This window comes from Corynebacterium sp. LK33, from assembly GCF_014334955.1.
Classification (GTDB): Bacteria; Actinomycetota; Actinomycetes; order Mycobacteriales; family Mycobacteriaceae; genus Corynebacterium; species Corynebacterium jeikeium_D.
Map to the genome: position 1 here is coordinate 23,601 of NZ_PDGU01000007.1, position 16,161 is coordinate 39,761.

The window sequence follows — 16,161 nt, forward strand, 5'->3', positions numbered from 1 at the left end:
GCAGAAGCACTGGTATACAACTACCGAATACTTTGGTAAACTCAAGGTTAACAACAGGTTAACTAAGTTATTGATTTATCCCTAAAACCCCTGATTACTTTTTCACAGAGAGGCTCCGACGCCATGACTACCGCATCCGTTCTTAGTAAATCATTTGCCATTGTCCGCGAGGACCTTCACCGGCTCTACGGTGCAGCCTGCGATGCTGCGACCATCGATTCCATCCTCGACGATGTCATTGCAGAGCTGTCCAACTCTGCGAAGGTGACTAACTTCCTCCCCGTCCTCGCCGAACGCGAGGCCACCGAACGCATCAAGGCCGCGAGCGGATGCAAGGACTTCGCCCCGCGCCAAGAGATTCTCTTTGCCGATAGTCGCGGTTCCGGCCGTAGCCAGATTGCCACTGCCCTGGCCTACCACCTGGTTGGTGACGAAGTCTTTATCCGCACTATCGGCCTCAATCCAGAGGATGGCCTGAACCCTCGCGTCGTCGCGGCTCTTCACGACCGTGGCGTGGACACCTCACGCCTCACCCAAAAGGCGATTACTCCCCGCGTTTCCCACCGCGCCGATGTTGTCGTGCTCATGGGCATCGACGAGACACCAGCAGTCCCCGGCGACCGCTACGTGGAATGGGATGTCGCAGATCCGGACAGTCTCACAGACGATGAGCTGCAGTCGCTTATCGACGATATCGAAACCCGCCTGCGGGCTCTCTTCACCGAGATGGACGTCGCCGTCGCATAAACAGGCACGGCTGACCCCACACCGGGGGTTGCATCTAATAACCAAAAGAGTGGCTGCGCAAGAACTTGCGCAGCCACTCTTTTTCAAACGTCTCTTTGTATGTAGTTACTTCTTCTTGCGGTCCCGAACCGTCAAACGCGTCACTGCATTCTTTGCCGGGCGGGCAACACGCACAGCGGCCTCCGGCGTACGACGCTTCACGGCATCCCCCAGACGACGCAGCGTAGCGCGGGTGTTCTGGTACTCCGCCACGCGGTGCTTTCCGATGATTCGGTCGAGCACCGCACCAATGAGGCCAACTGCCAGCAGAGCTGCCGCAAAGGCAAAGACAGCCGGGTACGGACGGAGTGCAGCCGCGGCTACGGCTCCCAGAACGAACGAGCCGATACCAGTGCCCGAGTCAAAGGACATGTTCCAGAAGGCACTGGCCTCAGCAGTACGGTCACGCGGCAGGCGGGCAAACATCAGCAGCAGAGCCTCATTTTGCACTATGCCGAAGCCCGCGCCGTAGAAAACGGCCGCAACCAGCAGCAGCCAGGCCGACAAATCAAAGAGAACCACGCCGGACATCATCAGCAGACCAATAAAACCACTGATCAATGCCGGAATCAGCAGAATTCCAGCCTCCGACTTCCGGTCGGCGTAGATTCCTGCGAAATAACGGAACACCATCTGCGCGCCACCGAGAACAGACAGCGACAGGCCAGCCACAACCGCACCGGAGACCAGATCGATTTCGCGAGCTGCCGGGGCAAGGAATGCGGAAATACCACCAAAGCCCATCGCAATCGTGCAAATTGCGAGCGCGGGAATGGCCACCAGCTTCCATGTGGCAACGTGCTCAACGGGGCTCGGCTGAGTTGCTGCAGATCCGGGCACAGGATCGCCGACGTCTTCCTTGCCGCCCTTGCCCTCCTTCGGCGCTGGCTTAATCTTCGGGATAAAGAGTGCCATCAACGAACCGACAAGCGAGATGACGGCGCCCAAGACATAAACAGGGGTGTAAGAACCCGTCTTGTCCGCAATGATTAGTCCTAGTGGCAAGAAAATGAGCTCAGATAAACCAACTGCCACACCGAGAACGCCAGAGGCCTTACCCAGAAATTTCATTGGCACTAGCTCGGCAATCAATGCGGACTCGGCGACAGTCAACGCACCGAAGCCCATACCGCGGAGAACCGCAATGATGAGCACCAAAGCAGCATCGGTGCCAAAGATGTGCAGAATCGTCGGCAAGCCCAGAAACAGACCTGAAATCAGCATGGTCATGCCGTAGCCAAGACGGCGACACATACGTGGAGTCTGCGTCTGTGTGAGAACGGTAGCGGCCATAAAAACACCGGTGTAGGCACCGGCGAGCGAGGTTCCACCGCCATCGTCAAGAATTGCCTGCGGAATGACAGGCATGAGGAGTGACCAGCCACCGAAGGCGGCCATCACGGCGACTAGCGTAGGTACTAGTCCGGGCGCTTTCCACATGCTGTCCAGTTCGTCCAACTGCCTGCGGTCCATCACCCGGGACGCCATTTACTCCATCACTCCTATCAACCACAAAATTGCGCCGGCGAGCGCGATCACAGATAAGAGACCAAGGACAATTGTTCCGACCCTCGATCCGGATTTATAGAGTGACCATGTTCCGCCCACCAGCAGACCAGCGACAATGAACAAAAAATAAGTGCTCAGCGTCGATGCGGTAGACACCTGCGCTAAAAGCACGTCTACAGACGTTGTTACCATCGATTCCCCTAAAATGCCAGCTAAGGCGGATTTTCCGGTTTCCTACAGCGGCCGTCTACTACAGCTGCGACCTACAGAGTGCCCTTGGTCGACGGCACACCGTGGACGCGCGGGTCGTCCTCGACGGCAGCACGCAGGGCACGGGCCACAGCCTTGTACTCAGCCTCGGTGATGTGGTGCGGATCGCGCCCGTAGAGACAGCGAACATGCAGCGCAATACGGGCATTTAGGGCGAAGGACTCAAAGAAATGCTCATTGATAACCGTTGCGTAGTGACCACCAATGACGGCAGTCAACATCTGCTCTGGTTCGCCAGTGCCAACGAAGTACGGGCGACCAGACACATCAACCACTGCGTGTGCCAGCGTTTCATCCATCGGGATATAGCAGTCACCAAAGCGACGAATACCAGACTTGTCCCCCAACGCCTGGGCGAAGGCCTGCCCCATCACAATGCCGGTATCCTCCACCGTGTGGTGCGCATCGACCTCGGTGTCGCCGTTGGCGTGCACAGTCAGGTCGAAGCTGCCGTGGGAGCCGAAAGCGGTCAACATGTGGTCGAAGAACGGCAGACCGGTCGAAATATCGGTCTTGCCGGTGCCATCGAGATTCACCGAGCAGACGATGCTCGATTCGCGGGTGGCGCGCTCGACACGGCCAACGCGCTCAGTGCGCTCTGCCTCCAGATGGTCCTTATCACTGAAGTGCATAAGTCAGATCTCTCCTTGTAGTGGGATGTACCGGCAGCATTTCGCTTAAGCCAGCGCGGTCGCTGCCAATTTCTTGGCCGCCGCCAGCAGCGCATCATTTTCGCTGGGCAGACCAATAGTGGCACGGAGACGACCGGGCACGCCAACATCGCGGATGAGTACTCCCTCATCCAAGAAGCTCTGCCATGCCGTCGCGGCATCGGCGAAACGACCGAAGAATACGAAGTTGGAGTACGAGTCAATCACGTCGTAGCCATAGCTGTTCAGGGCGGCTACGACGCGATCACGCTCGTCGGCAAGCTTTGCGACGGTCGACAGCGTCGCATCCGAGTGGCGAAGTGCAACCGTGGCAGCGGCCTGCGTCAACGTCGACAGGTGGTATGGCAGACGTACGAGCATCACAGCATCAATAAATGCCGGGTTAGCAACGAAGTAGCCGAGGCGGCCTCCGGCGAAGTCGAAAGCCTTGCTCATCGTGCGGGAGACAACCAGCTTCGACGGGAACTCAGCCAGCAGCGTTGTCGCCGACGGCTCCTCAGTGAACTCGGCGTAGGCCTCATCGACAATGACGATGCCCGGCGCGGCTTCAATAATGCGGCGCAGGTCAGCGAGCGTGGTCAGGTTGCCAGTCGGGTTGTTCGGAGTCGTGATGAAGATGACGTCAGGACGGTGCTCGGCAATGGCCGCGAGCGCACTATCCATGTCGATGTCGAAGGTCTCCGGGTCGCGGTCGATGCCGATGAACTCCGTCTGCGTGCCGGACGAGAGGATCGGGTGCATCGAGTAGCTGGGCACAAAGCCCATTGCGCTGCGCCCCGGCCCGCCAAATGCCTGCAGCAGCTGCTGGAGAATCTCATTGGAGCCGTTGGCGGCCCATACCTGGTCGACGGTGATGTCCACGCCGGTCTGGCGGGTGACACAGTCGGCGAGTGCGCTGCGCAGTGCTACTGCGTCACGGTCCGGGTAGCGGTTGAGGTCAGAGGCGACCTTCTCCAGTTGCGCCACCAGGTCGGCGATGAGGTCATCGGATGGCGGGTACGGGTTTTCGTTGGTGTTCAGGCGAACATCGACGTCGAGCTGCGGGGCACCGTAGGCTTCCTCGCCGCGCAGTTCGTCGCGCAGTGGCAAATCTGCCAGCGCCAACTTGGCTACTGACGGCTGTGGCTGATTCTCAGGCTGGTTGCTCATTAGTTGTTCCCCTTTTCTGCGCCATTGATCTCAGAGCCGAGAAGCGTCTCAAAGCGGGCACGGATGGCCTCGCCGTGCGCTGGCAGTCGTTCTTCGTTGGCCAGGACTACTACGCTGTCGGCAACTTCCTTCAACGCGGCCTCGTTGTAGTCAATCATGTGGACCGACTTCAGGAAGGTGTGCGTTGACAGGCCCGAGGCGTGGCGGGCGGTGCCGGAGGTCGGCAACACATGGTTAGAGCCAGCCGAGTAATCGCCCAGCGGCACCGGCGAGAAGCGACCGATGAAGATTGCACCGGCATTGGTAATGCGTTCGGCATCGGCCTGCGCGTTTTCGGTGTGGATCTCCAGGTGCTCAGTGGCGTAAGCATCTGCAACCTGGATGCCAATATTCATGTCGTCGACAAGCACGATGCCAGACTGATCGCCGGTCAGCGCCTCACGAACGCGGTCGGCGTTCATGGTGACCTCGTACCGGTTTTCGACCTCGCGGTCGACGGTGGCGGCGAAATCGGCGTCGTCGGTGATAAGCACGCTGGCGGCCATGACGTCGTGCTCAGCCTGGGAAATCAGGTCGTAGGCGACGGAGACAGGATCAGCGGTGTTATCTGCGAGAATGGCAATTTCGGTCGGGCCAGCTTCGGCGTCGATACCGACGACCGAGCGGCACAGGCGTTTGGCGGCGGTAACGAAGATGTTGCCCGGACCGGTGACCATGTCGACCGGCTCGAGGCTCTCGTTTTCATCGCCGTATGCGAGCAGTGCGACGGCCTGTGCACCACCGACGGCCCACACCTCGGTCACGCCAAGCAGCTTGCAGGCAGCCAGGATGGTCGGGTGCGGCCAGCCGTCGTTGTCGGCCTGCGGCGGAGAGGCGACGACGAGGGACTCCACACCAGCTTCCTGAGCTGGGATGACGTTCATCAATACAGACGACGGGTAGACGGCGTTGCCCCCGGGGACGTAAAGACCGACGCGCGAAACCGGAATCCACTTCTCGCGGACAATGCCGCCGGGCAGAATTTCAACAGTCTTATCATTCGGCTTCTGAGCAGCGTGGAACGCGCGCACGCGCCCGATGGACTCCTGCAGAGCAGAGCGGACATCGTCTTCCAGCGCAGCTTCCGCGGCATCGATAACCTCCGCTGGAACGCGCATGGATGCCGGACGAATACGGTCAAACTTCTCGGAGTACTCCATCGCCGCTTCCACACCACGGACTGCCACGTCATCGACAACGGGCTTGACCGTGGGAATCATCGAATCAACGTCTGCCGCACCACGCGGCAACACTCGACGCAGAGTGGCGGTGGTGGGAGTCTGACCGCGAAGATCAATAGTGGACAACATAATTAATTAGTAACCGCCTATTCGCACGATGGATTCATACGTGAGCACTTCAGAGTGACAAAGAAATGACAACAAAGTATTGAAAATCTGGGTCAAAGCCAAAGACTTTATCCACGGTTTTCGCTACTATTCGCCCTTAAAGGCACCCTTGAGTATGAACTAAGCATATCTTTCTCACGTTAGGTTCATACCGATTGCCCCATTTAACCCCTCATACTGTGGCGCAAGTTAGCTCCGCCACAGTGCCCCATTACAGTGTTAAGGAAAGTAGTAACCAGTCGTAGAAAGGTCAGCTGTTGAACCAGGAAGGAAACAGCCCGGATTTGCCGGAGCTCGTCGCAGCCTATGCAGACGCGACCGCAGCCGACAATTCCCTGGCCACGCGCCAACTGGAATCAGTTTTCGCGCATCATTTCTACAACCCACAGCTCTTTTCTGACCCGGAAGCCCACGGCGTTACCGAACACGTCGGCGCGTTTTACCGCATAGTCCGCGAGGTCACCGAATCGCTCGGCATGATGACGGCTGCGCACGATGCCGCCCTGAACTGGATGGTATGGGCATCCGATAACGACAACGTCCCGGAGTACTGGCGCGCCCGGGCACGGCTAGCGGCGGATGAAGCCCGCCGCTACACCACCTTTATCGCCGATGGCCCCACCTCTGCTGCCGCAGAGACCGAAATCCCACTCATCGCACGCATGAGCAGGGAGATCACCTCGTACCGGGCACTCGTGCTTGCCGACGATCTGGATGCCCCAACCAGCAGTCACAGCGCGGTGACCACGGATGCGGATGGGCCGCGGCCGCAGGAATCGTCGGCAAGCGAAGAAGCGGAGGAGCCGTTTAGCCCACGCCAGTGGAAGAAGCGGGCGGCACTGACTGACGCGCTGATTCGGATTGCAAGCGCCCTGCGAAAGGTCAACCGCGAGGACTTGGCACGGGAGCTGCACGAGATGATTCGTGCACTGCCAAATGAGGATAAGTTTGAGTCGATTGCGCTGGCGAAGACTCTGACGGAGGCATCACTGCTGCACCGAGCCGGGAAAGTCGTCGACGCAGCGCGACTTTGCGCCTCACAGCTCAATGCAATCGGTAACCGCTCCGTAATCGCGGGCCTTGAGCTGAGGCAGAATTTGGCACGGTACTCGATAGAGACAGGTAATAGCGATACCGCGTTCCGAATGCTGTCAAACAACGTGGCAGTCGCGGACCAGCACAGACTGGACACTGACTATATTCTCGCGGTTCGTGAGATGGCAGACATCAACTTCGAGGTGGCACACAACAAGCCCGATGCCGGGGAGATGCTGAAGCTAACTCAGCGCGCCCAGGATGTGTCGGCAGACTACCCCAACTGTGAAGTCACCATGGAAATCGCGCTGCTGAAGGCAACGGCACTGTACGAGCTCGGAGATTTCCACCATGCCGGCCAGGAAGCGGAGTCGGTTGCAAAGTGGTCTGAGCCTACCCAGGATTCCGCACGTACTGATTTTTCCTGTGCCATTGCGGCGGAATCGGCAGTCCAAGAGGGCAATACTGAGCATGCCGCAGTACTCTTCGACGCACTGGCCGATATTCGTGCCGGATACTCGTCCCCGATTTCGCCTGCGGAAACTCTGATGGATGCCGCACTATCGCTCAGTAACGTGGGCGCCACAAGTGAGCTGACCGACCACCTGATGGAACGCTCACGCGGCTACGTGGTTGGATCCTGGGAATCGGCCAAGTGGCACGAAGCGCAGGCACTGCTGTGCTGGTCTGTGTGGGACAACGACGGCGTGTACAAGTACGCCGACGAAGCTGCCGAGCTTTTCTTAGAAGCCCACGCCCCTGCCGACGCCGCCCGCACACTGACTATCGCGGTGCGTGCTGCTGCTAGTGATAACAATGAGGATCGCGCCCGCCGGTTCGCGGTTCGCATCGGCGACCTAGTCGGCCCGGATCACCCAGTGCGCGATGAAGTTCGTGGACTAATGCGTAGCTTTTCAAACCCGGATTAACAGCGCACCCGACTGCACAGGTCTGAAAAACAAGGCAGTTTTTGCATCTTCCCGATGCCACGGGCGAAGATAGTCCAATGGTCTGGTGGGAAGAAGAAAACTCTGAGTCTGGAATTCAAGTTGGCGATTGGGATGCCGGCATCGCTGCCGACTACGCGTCAGGGAATTCAGAAAACGCATCAGCAACGGAGAACTCGTCCGAACCCCTGGACTTTCCTCCCCTGCCCAATCCGCTAAAGGCATTACCGGACTCTCTCCCGGAGTTGCTGGTTAATTCCCGCAAGGCCGGTGCCACGCTCGACCACGTCACCAGTTGGCGCGCTGTCACCAAATTCGCCCACACGCACTGGTTGGCCGACGCGCCTACCAACTCCCCCGATGTCGTTGGCGAATTCCACGCACTCAGGCACGCAGTCGCCGACCAACTGGAATTAGTAGAAGAAGCCGCTGCTGCACGCGCCGAGTGGCTGCGCTGGGCAACTGAGGCCAACATCCGCCCCGCGATCTTGCACGCACGCTCCTACGGAGCATTCGCCGAGGCAGAGGCCTTCATCGACGCCAACCCAGGTGATGCCATCACCGGCCGGCGCCCCGAGGACTCCGAAATCCCCGAGCTGATCAGTCTTACTAAGGACATCGTCGCCACCACTCCACAGCCCGGCGAGGCCTATTACTACCTGGTCAGCGCGGCTGTTGCCGGCGCCGCAGCATCGCTGGCGCGCCGGGCGGAAATCGCCGGTCAACTCTCTGAATGGTCCGCACGCTGGGCACCAAAGCGAAGCAGTTTCGACGACCGCAAGCTGTTGGAGGCGCAGCTCGCACACAGCCGTGGTGAGCTGCGCAGGGCCGCCCGCATCGCAGCCAGCGTCGCGGCAGCCCCTCAGTCGGAACCCGTCACCACGACGATTGAAGCACGCCAATTCCTGGCTTTCCTCTCTCTGGAAGCTGGTGAGGAAGCGGAGGCAATCCGCCAGCTACGCCCAATCGTGCAAGCTGGTCTCGATGCAGGACTCACGGTCGCGGTGCTTCGCAGCGTGCGTCTGCTCTGTGCGCTTCTCAACGCCCACGGCGATTTCGCGGAATCCGCCGAAATTGCCCGCCGCGCGCTCGCCAGCGCCGAGGGCATGCCGGTTAACCCCATCACCATGGATATCCAGCTCGTTTTGGCCCGCAGCCTCCTCGACGCCGACGAGGTTGACGAGGCGCTGCGCTTTGCCGAACCAGTTGCGCACTGGTCAGCTTTTACCGCCGATGAAGAACGCACCGACGCGGCATTTTCTATTGCCTCCACAGCCGCGGGTCTCGGCAATAATCCCCGCCAGGCGGCAAAGCTGCTCATCGAACACGGCGAGCACCTTGAACGCAACGGCGATACCAAGGGTGCTGCCAAGGCCTACCGCCAGGCTGCGCGTTCCATCATTCATGTCATTGACCTGGTCATTTCCGAAGAGGGCTCCGAATTCACCGCCGAGATCGTCTCCGAGGACGCTTCCGCCGCCATTGACCACACGCTCAACGAGGCTGAGGACCTGCTGCTGCGTTCTCAGAAGCTCATCTCCGACGACTGGTCACTCGCCGACTGGCACGACGATGCCGCCTACGTCTTCTACTCCGCTGGCCGCGACACTTTGGCCATCAACCATGTGGAAGCCGCCGCGAAGGGCTACCTGCAGTCCGGCGATGGCGAGGAAGCCGCCCGCGCGCTGCTGGCGGGGGTTCGATACCGTCTCGACGCGGGTGATTCCGACGGTGCCGCCGCCTACGCCCGGCGCGTCGAAGAGCTTCTGCCCCGCGACGTGTGGGAAGGCCATCCTGTTCTCGATGCCCTTGACGTCATCATCATTCAGTCGCTTGACGACGAATACTAGCGCCCCGCCCACTTCAGTGCTGGCGGTGGCACAAAGTAGAGTGTTAGGTCATGACTACTTCTGGTGATTCCGCGACTTCTAGCCCGCAGCAGCTTTTCGACGCCGCCACTGCATTGGCTGAGGAAAACAACCTCTGGGAAGCAGCCCTAACTCTGATGCAGGGGTTCGAGGAGCTCGGCGACAAGGCTGATGCCCCGCAGACCGACAGTCTGGGGCGCCCCATCCGTGGCTCTGCACCAAAGCTGATGGACAAGGCCGCGGACTGGTTGGATTTGCTGGATAACCTGGAGAAAGACGGCTTCGAGCCGACCGCGGACACCCCTCCGCGCCACTTGCGCTGGGCGATGTGGCACACCTTGAACGGCCAGGCAGAGATTCGTCGAGGACATCAGGGGCGCGCCATTGATCACCTGGAGTTGGCGGCGGGACTTTTCCAGTCCGACAAGCTCAATATCCAGGCCGTGCCTCTGCTTGCACAAATTGCACAGTGCCACCTGCATTTGGGCGATGTCGCTGCTGCGGAGAAGGCGCTTTACCGCGCACAGGAAACCTGTGATGAGCAATCGCGGGAGCGCTGGGGGTCGGCACTAAGCGAGATTGGCGCAGAAATCGCCCGTCGCTTGTAGGCGAAGCTGCGAAGCGATACCGGGGGCTGATTCAGCTACTGCTCGTCGAAGTCGAGTCCGACATCGAACACCTTGGCCGAATGGGTTAGCGCGCCCACAGCCAGGTAATCGACACCACAGGACGCGTACTCACGAGCCACATCGATGGTCAGTCCACCAGAGGACTCAAGCTGCGTGGCCGGAGAAATCTGCGAGCGGCGCTGCACCGCAATCTGGGTCTCCCAGACCTCGAAGTTGTCCAGCATGACAATATCCGGCTTCATCGGCAGGATCTCATCGAGCTGTGCGAGGGTATCGACTTCCACCTCACACGGCAGCTCCGGGTACTGATCCCGCACCCTCTTCAACGCACCGGACACGGAACCGACAGCCACCACGTGATTGTCCTTAATCAGTGCTTCATCGCCCAAAGCGTAGCGGTGGTTAATTCCGCCGCCGCAGGTCACAGCATACTTTTCCAGGTTGCGCAGCCCCGGCAGCGTCTTTCGGGAATCGCGCACCCGCGCACCGGTGCCAACAATCGCGTCGGCCCACTGGCGCGTCGCAGTAGCTACACCACTGGCGTGCGTGAGGATATTCAGCATTGTCCGCTCAGCAGTCAGCAACCCCCGAGTCGGCGCAGAAATCGTTGCGAGCACTGTGCCAGGACGCACCAGGGTGCCATCTTCAACGTGCTTTTCGACGGTGAACTCACCCGAGATGACCTCCTGCAGCGTCCACTCCACCGCATCGATTGCCGCGATAACGCCCTCTTGCCGGGCCACCAGGCGGGCGCGTGCCTGCGCAGATGCCGAGACTGTCGACAGCGAGGTGACATCCGGCCCGAAGCTCATGTCTTCCTGTAGTGCCGTCCGAATGAGGCCACGGGTGATGTTTTCGTTCAGCACCCCGCGCAGAGTGTCCTTCTCAAGAGTCATGGCTAGCTAATCCCTGTCCTTTTCAAACCAAGTGTGGCACCCCAAAGTATATGGTCGTGCCAATGCCGCTTCGACGACTTTCCTTGCGGCTACGACCTGAACCGATTGCGGGAGCCGATCGATAACCGCCAACGTCTGCCGCAAACTCTGCTCATTGCGCGTTACACCAGCGCCTTCCTGCATCGCCGTCTGCAACCGGAAAAGCTGACGCGGCTCCAGTTCTGGCCGTAGCTGCGGCAGGCTTTCAACGGCCGCTGCGAATTCCTCGTCCCCGACCGGCACAGCGTGTGTTTCAGCGACTTTTTCGGCCACCCGCTTGCCGACGACCAGTCCCTCCAGCAACGAATTGGAAGCCAACCTGTTGGCACCGTGAAGTCCCGTCGCGGAGCATTCGCCGGCCGCAAAGAGACCCGGCACGCTAGTTGCACCGAATGGGTCGACGGCAATGCCACCACAGGTGTAGTGGACCGCCGGTGCCACGGGAATGAGGTCCTTGGTCGGATCAATCTCCGCTGCGGTCAGGCCCGCTGTAATCGTCGGAAAGCGGGCGGCGAAGTTGTCGATGTGACGTGCGTCGAGGAAGACGTGGTCCTCGCCGAGCTCGCGCATGCGGGTCGCGATGGCGCGCGAGACGATATCGCGCGGAGCCAGGTCCCCGCGAGGGTCAACGCCGGCGGTCACACTGTTGCCCCGGGAGTCGACGAGAATGGCTCCTTCACCACGGACCGCCTCGCTGATGAGATGGCGTCGGCCGGTGCCATCTGATGCCGAGCGCTCGTCATAGAGCACCGTCGGGTGGAACTGGATAAACTCCATGTCCCGAATCTCCGCGCCAGCATCGGAGGCCATGCCGATAGCCTCGCCGCGGGCGCCCGAGGGGGCCGTGGTCGCACGGTAAATATGGCCCACGCCACCGGTAGCCAGCAGAGTGGCGCCTGCGCGAATAGCGCCGCCACCACGGGGATCCGCTACCAGCGCCCCCAGCACGCGGCCGCCTTTGCCAGCGATGAGCTGGCGCGCTGTAGCGTTTTGCAGTACTCGCACGCCGGTGACTGAGGCCTCTAGAGCGCGCTCGATTTCAGCACCAGTGGCATCACCACCGGCATGAATGATGCGCCGCGCGTGGTGTCCGCCCTCTTTGGTGCGGGAATATACGGCCGGGTTATCCGGCGCCGGGTCGAATGTGGCGCCTAGCCCAATCAGCCACTCGGTCGCCGCAGCGCCGGCGCGGATGATGGAAGCCACAGCCTCTTCATCGCAGTGTCCGGCACCGGCATCGAGAGTATCCGCGATATGGGAATCAGTGGTGTCGTCGAACCCGTTGGCCACATGGCCGCTGGGGTCGTCGTCAAGCCCGACGACCGCGAGCCCGCCCTGGGCGAGATTCGTGGCAGCATCGGCGAAACGCAGCTGTTTGCGGGCACCGACGCGCCACTCGACGCTGTCGATAACCAACACGTCGAGGCCGAGCTCAAGAGCCCGACGCGCAGCACTGAGCCCTGCGACTCCCCCGCCGATGACGAGGAAGTCACACGTCAGTGTCCAACTGTCGAATGATGGGCGCAGACCAAACGTGTTACTCGCCTCCGCCTGGGTTACCGATGGCGATCATGCGCTCGACCGAAGCGCGCGCCTTGTCGGCGACATCCGGCTCGACATCGACTTCATCAGTGCCCTCAACGAGGCAGCGCAGCAGAGCCGCCGGAGTGATGAGCTTCATGTACGAGCAGGAAGCGCGGTCGTTGACCGGCTCAAAGTCGACATCCGGTGCGGCCTTGCGCAGCTGGTGGAGCATGCCCACCTCAGTGGCCACGAGCACCTTGCCGTTGGGCTTGTTCTCCTTCAGCTTCTGCGCCTCGGTCAGCATCTCGCCGGTGGAGAGCATCTGCACGCGCTCGGGCTCGATGGTGCCTTCACCTGCGAGGTAAATCGCAGAGTTCGCGCAACCGCACTCCGGGTGAATGAACAGCTGCGAATCGGCGTTCTCTTCCGCGCGGTGCGCGAGTTCCTCACCGTTGATGTTGGCGTGGACATGGCACTCACCAGCCCATACCTTGATGTTGTCGCGGCCGGTCTCACGGCGGACGTGTGCGCCGAGGAACTGATCCGGGTTGAACAGGATCTCCTGGTCTTCCGGGATGGACTTGACCACGTCGACGGCGTTGGAGGAAGTACAGCAGATGTCGGTCAGAGCCTTTACGTCTGCCGTGGTGTTGACGTAGCTGACTACCAGTGCGCCGGGATTCTCTGCCTTCCACTCGGCCAGTTCATCTGCGGTGATGGAGTCCGCCAGGGAGCAGCCGGCGCGCTCGTCCGGAATAAGGACGGTCTTCTCTGGGCTCAGAATTTTGGCGGTTTCCGCCATGAAGTGAACACCACAGAAGACGATGACGTCAGCATCGGTTTCCGCAGCGATGCGGGAAAGTCCGAGGGAGTCGCCTGTGTAATCGGCAATATCCTGAATCTCCGGCAGCTGGTAGTTGTGCGCAAGAATTACGGCATTGCGTTCGCGGGCGAGGCGCTTAATCTCCTGGGCCCAGCGCTCATCTGCAACTACGCCACCGTAGCGGCCATCTTTATCGACTACCGATTCGTACAGATCCGATTCAAGGCGCGGCAGGCTGGAAGCATTGGCCGCAAGGCTGGTATTCACGGAAAACTACGTCCTTACTTCAATGGGCTGTGGCTACGACCGGAGAAAACGCCGTCACCGTTACCGGCAACGGTCCCCGGAGGCATTCGCAGCGGACTCAAACGGGCAAGTGCAAGAGACCTAAGCTCGCCACACAATATCGAAAAAGCCCCTAAATCGGGGCGAATACTGACATCGAAGACGAACCTATTTCCCAAAATTGTAAGGCTTGTATAAGCCTATTTCCCAATAACTACCCCTGTTCAGTAGGAAATAGTGCTTTACGACGGCTCCCGCGCAGAACCTCACTGTCTCACTTAGTGACCGAATCCGCGCCCGTAGCATTGTCTGCAGCGCTCTCGTTGCCTTCCGTGAAGTCCGTTTGGAACAACACCCGGGACCACAGTGCGAGCATGGCAACCAGTGGCGCGACCAGCAGCGCTACATAGGTCTTGAAGTCCGGAATCACCGAGAACTTATCGCCCGGCTGCATTCCCGCCAGATCCGGCTGGAGCAATGCCGCAACCGACTGACCGACGAGGTACGTCACTGCTGCGCTCATCAACGCGGAGAAACCCGCCCAGCCAATTGCTGTGAGCATCTGCACAGGGGTCGTGATGGCACGATTTCGGAACGTAGTAATTCCCAGCACCAGGCCGCTGATGGCAGTGACAGCAACAAACCAGAGCAGCCCAATAAAACCAGCGTCAACAGTTTCCTGAATAATCGCTAGTTGGTTATCCGGGAGCATTTGCACTTGCTGCTTGGGGCGCAGGAATGCCCAGGCCACTCCAGCTATCGTTCCCGTTACGACGGAGAAGAGAACAATACCCGAGGCCATTGCCACGCTCTGCTTTTCAACGTGTGGGACTCGGGTATTTTTCATAGTCATAGTTGACTAACTTACCTCACGGCGCACATCCGGTACTAGCGTGCCCGAATGGCGCACTAGCACAACCAGCGCCTTTTATCGCTGCTCCAACATAACGGAGTCCACTTCGCCGTGGCGCGAGCACTTTGCAGTCCAGCCGTCCGGACGCACCTGCACCACCATCCGGCGCCCACAGAGCTGGCAGAACCGAGGCGCCTCCAGTCCAGCTTTTGCACCATAGGAGCGTTCGCGCACTTCACCAGCTTCGAGGTCGGCGCCGGTAAAAGGATCGAACTTGGGCTCATCTCCCAGCACCATGGCCTGGAGCAGCTCCGTGGAGTCGACTTTCTTACTCCGCGGCGAGCGCGGGCTAGATGTCCGAGGCTTAGACAGTTGCATTGAGGGCCTTAATTGGGAGTCGTACCTTGCCAAGCATGTCCAGATCCTGCTCCGCCGGACGGCCCAGAGTGGTCAGGTAATTACCGACAATGACAGCGTTGATACCGCCGAGCAGCCCCTTTTCTGCGCCCAGGTCGCCCAGGGTGAGCTCACGACCGCCAGCAAAACGCAGGATGGTCTTCGGCAGTGCCAGACGGAAGGCACCAATGGCGCGCAGTGCGTCCTTGGCTGGCATCGGCTCGCGACCGGCGAACGGAGTGCCCGGACGCGGGTCGAGGAAGTTCATCGGCACCTCGGTCGGGTTGAGCTCCGCCAGGTCCTGAGCGAACTCGGCACGCTGCTCAAGGGTCTCTCCCATACCCAGGATGCCGCCGCAGCAGACCTCCATACCGGCTTCGCCAACCATGCGCAGGGTGTCATGGCGCTCTTCCCAAGTGTGGGTGGTCACGACCTGCGGGAAGTAGCTCTTGGCGGTCTCGAGGTTGTGGTTGTAGCGGTGAATACCAGCCTTGGCCAGGCGATCTACCTGCTCCTGCGTCAGAATGCCCATAGAGGCGGCCACATTAATGTCCACCTCTGCCTGAATGGCGGCGACGGCCTGTTCCATCTGGCTGAGCAGTCGCTCGTCCGGCCCCTTTACTGCAGCAACGATGCAGAACTCAGTCGCACCCGACTTTGCGGTCTGCTTGGCGGCGTCCACCAGTGCCGGGATATCCAGCCATGCCGAACGCACCGGAGACTCGAACAGACCCGACTGCGAACAGAAGTGGCAGTCCTCTGGGCAGCCGCCAGTCTTCAGCGAGATAATGCCTTCAACCTCGACCTCTTCGCCGCACCACTTCAAGCGCACCTCATGAGCCAGTGCCAGCAGATCCTCGATGCTGTCGTCATCGAGGTTCAGAACTGCCAGGGTCTCCTCATAGTTCAGCCCCTCACCGCGGCCGAGCACCTTTTCTCGGGCGAGTTCCAAAATGTCCTGCTGCTGTTGAGTCATGGGGGTGACGCTCCTTGAGGCTGGGGATAAAACTTGAACACCGTTTCAGAAGTTGTTCAGTTATCAAACTTAATACCGCAGCTACAGAATGTCGAACAGGGTTCAATTCCCGTCGTG

The 16,161-nt window shown here is 60.1% G+C and carries 14 protein-coding genes; 4 read left to right on the top strand and 10 right to left on the bottom strand.

Translation table 11 applies throughout. The features are described 5' to 3' along the window. The first annotated feature begins 123 nt into the window (after positions 1-123). Positions 124-747 (top strand): low molecular weight phosphatase family protein, encoded by a 624-nt coding sequence (locus CRD20_RS01065; RefSeq protein ID WP_016422948.1) that lies wholly within the window; start codon positions 124-126, stop codon positions 745-747. A 105-nt stretch (positions 748-852) separates the two neighbouring features. On the opposite strand, the gene CRD20_RS01070 is transcribed toward CRD20_RS01065, so the two are convergent. The 4 genes from CRD20_RS01070 to hisD all read right to left on the bottom strand — a co-directional run bounded on the left by CRD20_RS01070 (position 853) and on the right by hisD (position 5,734). Beyond that, positions 853-2,274 carry an MFS transporter gene (locus CRD20_RS01070; RefSeq protein ID WP_016422949.1) on the bottom strand — a complete coding sequence of 474 codons (1,422 nt, stop codon included), beginning with the start codon at positions 2,272-2,274 and terminating at the stop codon, positions 853-855. A 284-nt stretch (positions 2,275-2,558) separates the two neighbouring features. Continuing rightward, positions 2,559-3,197 (bottom strand): imidazoleglycerol-phosphate dehydratase HisB, encoded by a 639-nt coding sequence (hisB, locus tag CRD20_RS01075; RefSeq protein ID WP_005510321.1) that lies wholly within the window; start codon positions 3,195-3,197, stop codon positions 2,559-2,561. A 45-nt stretch (positions 3,198-3,242) separates the two neighbouring features. Further along, on the bottom strand, positions 3,243-4,385 hold the full coding sequence (locus CRD20_RS01080; protein WP_187404699.1) for a histidinol-phosphate transaminase: 1,143 nt from the start codon (positions 4,383-4,385) through the stop codon (positions 3,243-3,245). Next, positions 4,385-5,734 carry a histidinol dehydrogenase gene (gene hisD, locus CRD20_RS01085; RefSeq protein ID WP_070642490.1) on the bottom strand — a complete coding sequence of 450 codons (1,350 nt, stop codon included), beginning with the start codon at positions 5,732-5,734 and terminating at the stop codon, positions 4,385-4,387. Before hisD ends, CRD20_RS01080 begins: the two co-directional genes overlap by 1 nt. 296 nt (positions 5,735-6,030) lie before the next feature. Here hisD and CRD20_RS01090 point away from each other — a divergent pair, with 296 nt between their 5' ends. From CRD20_RS01090 to CRD20_RS01100, 3 genes are read left to right on the top strand one after another with little or no spacing between them, the layout of a single operon-like run. Further along, the gene (locus tag CRD20_RS01090) at positions 6,031-7,737 is read left to right on the top strand and encodes a hypothetical protein (RefSeq protein WP_070642486.1); all 1,707 of its coding nucleotides are present in this window, start codon (positions 6,031-6,033) and stop codon (positions 7,735-7,737) included. A 41-nt stretch (positions 7,738-7,778) separates the two neighbouring features. Beyond that, positions 7,779-9,605 (top strand): hypothetical protein, encoded by a 1,827-nt coding sequence (locus tag CRD20_RS01095; RefSeq protein WP_246819577.1) that lies wholly within the window; start codon positions 7,779-7,781, stop codon positions 9,603-9,605. 50 nt (positions 9,606-9,655) lie between these two features. Beyond that, positions 9,656-10,231, top strand: a complete 576-nt coding sequence (locus tag CRD20_RS01100) for a hypothetical protein (protein WP_049170302.1) — start codon at positions 9,656-9,658, stop codon at positions 10,229-10,231. 35 nt (positions 10,232-10,266) lie between these two features. Here CRD20_RS01100 and nadC read toward each other — a convergent pair whose 3' ends face one another. From nadC to bioB, 6 genes are all read right to left on the bottom strand, one after another. After that, the gene (gene nadC / locus CRD20_RS01105; RefSeq protein WP_049190033.1) at positions 10,267-11,148 is read right to left on the bottom strand and encodes a carboxylating nicotinate-nucleotide diphosphorylase; all 882 of its coding nucleotides are present in this window, start codon (positions 11,146-11,148) and stop codon (positions 10,267-10,269) included. Positions 11,149-11,154: 6 nt separating this feature from the next. Then, on the bottom strand, positions 11,155-12,714 hold the full coding sequence (gene nadB / locus CRD20_RS01110) for an L-aspartate oxidase (protein WP_187404748.1): 1,560 nt from the start codon (positions 12,712-12,714) through the stop codon (positions 11,155-11,157). 10 nt (positions 12,715-12,724) lie between these two features. Continuing rightward, a complete protein-coding gene (gene nadA, locus CRD20_RS01115; RefSeq protein WP_070605612.1) occupies positions 12,725-13,801 on the bottom strand; it encodes a quinolinate synthase NadA in 1,077 nt (358 codons plus the stop codon). A 292-nt stretch (positions 13,802-14,093) separates the two neighbouring features. Next, positions 14,094-14,672, bottom strand: coding sequence for a hypothetical protein (locus CRD20_RS01120; protein ID WP_069359173.1), 579 nt, complete (start codon positions 14,670-14,672; stop codon positions 14,094-14,096). Positions 14,673-14,747: 75 nt separating this feature from the next. Next, the gene (locus tag CRD20_RS01125; RefSeq protein WP_016422960.1) at positions 14,748-15,050 is read right to left on the bottom strand and encodes a hypothetical protein; all 303 of its coding nucleotides are present in this window, start codon (positions 15,048-15,050) and stop codon (positions 14,748-14,750) included. Next, positions 15,037-16,044, bottom strand: a complete 1,008-nt coding sequence (gene bioB, locus CRD20_RS01130) for a biotin synthase BioB (RefSeq protein ID WP_016422961.1) — start codon at positions 16,042-16,044, stop codon at positions 15,037-15,039. The genes CRD20_RS01125 and bioB overlap by 14 nt, the downstream gene beginning before the upstream one ends. Positions 16,045-16,161: the final 117 nt, after the last annotated feature.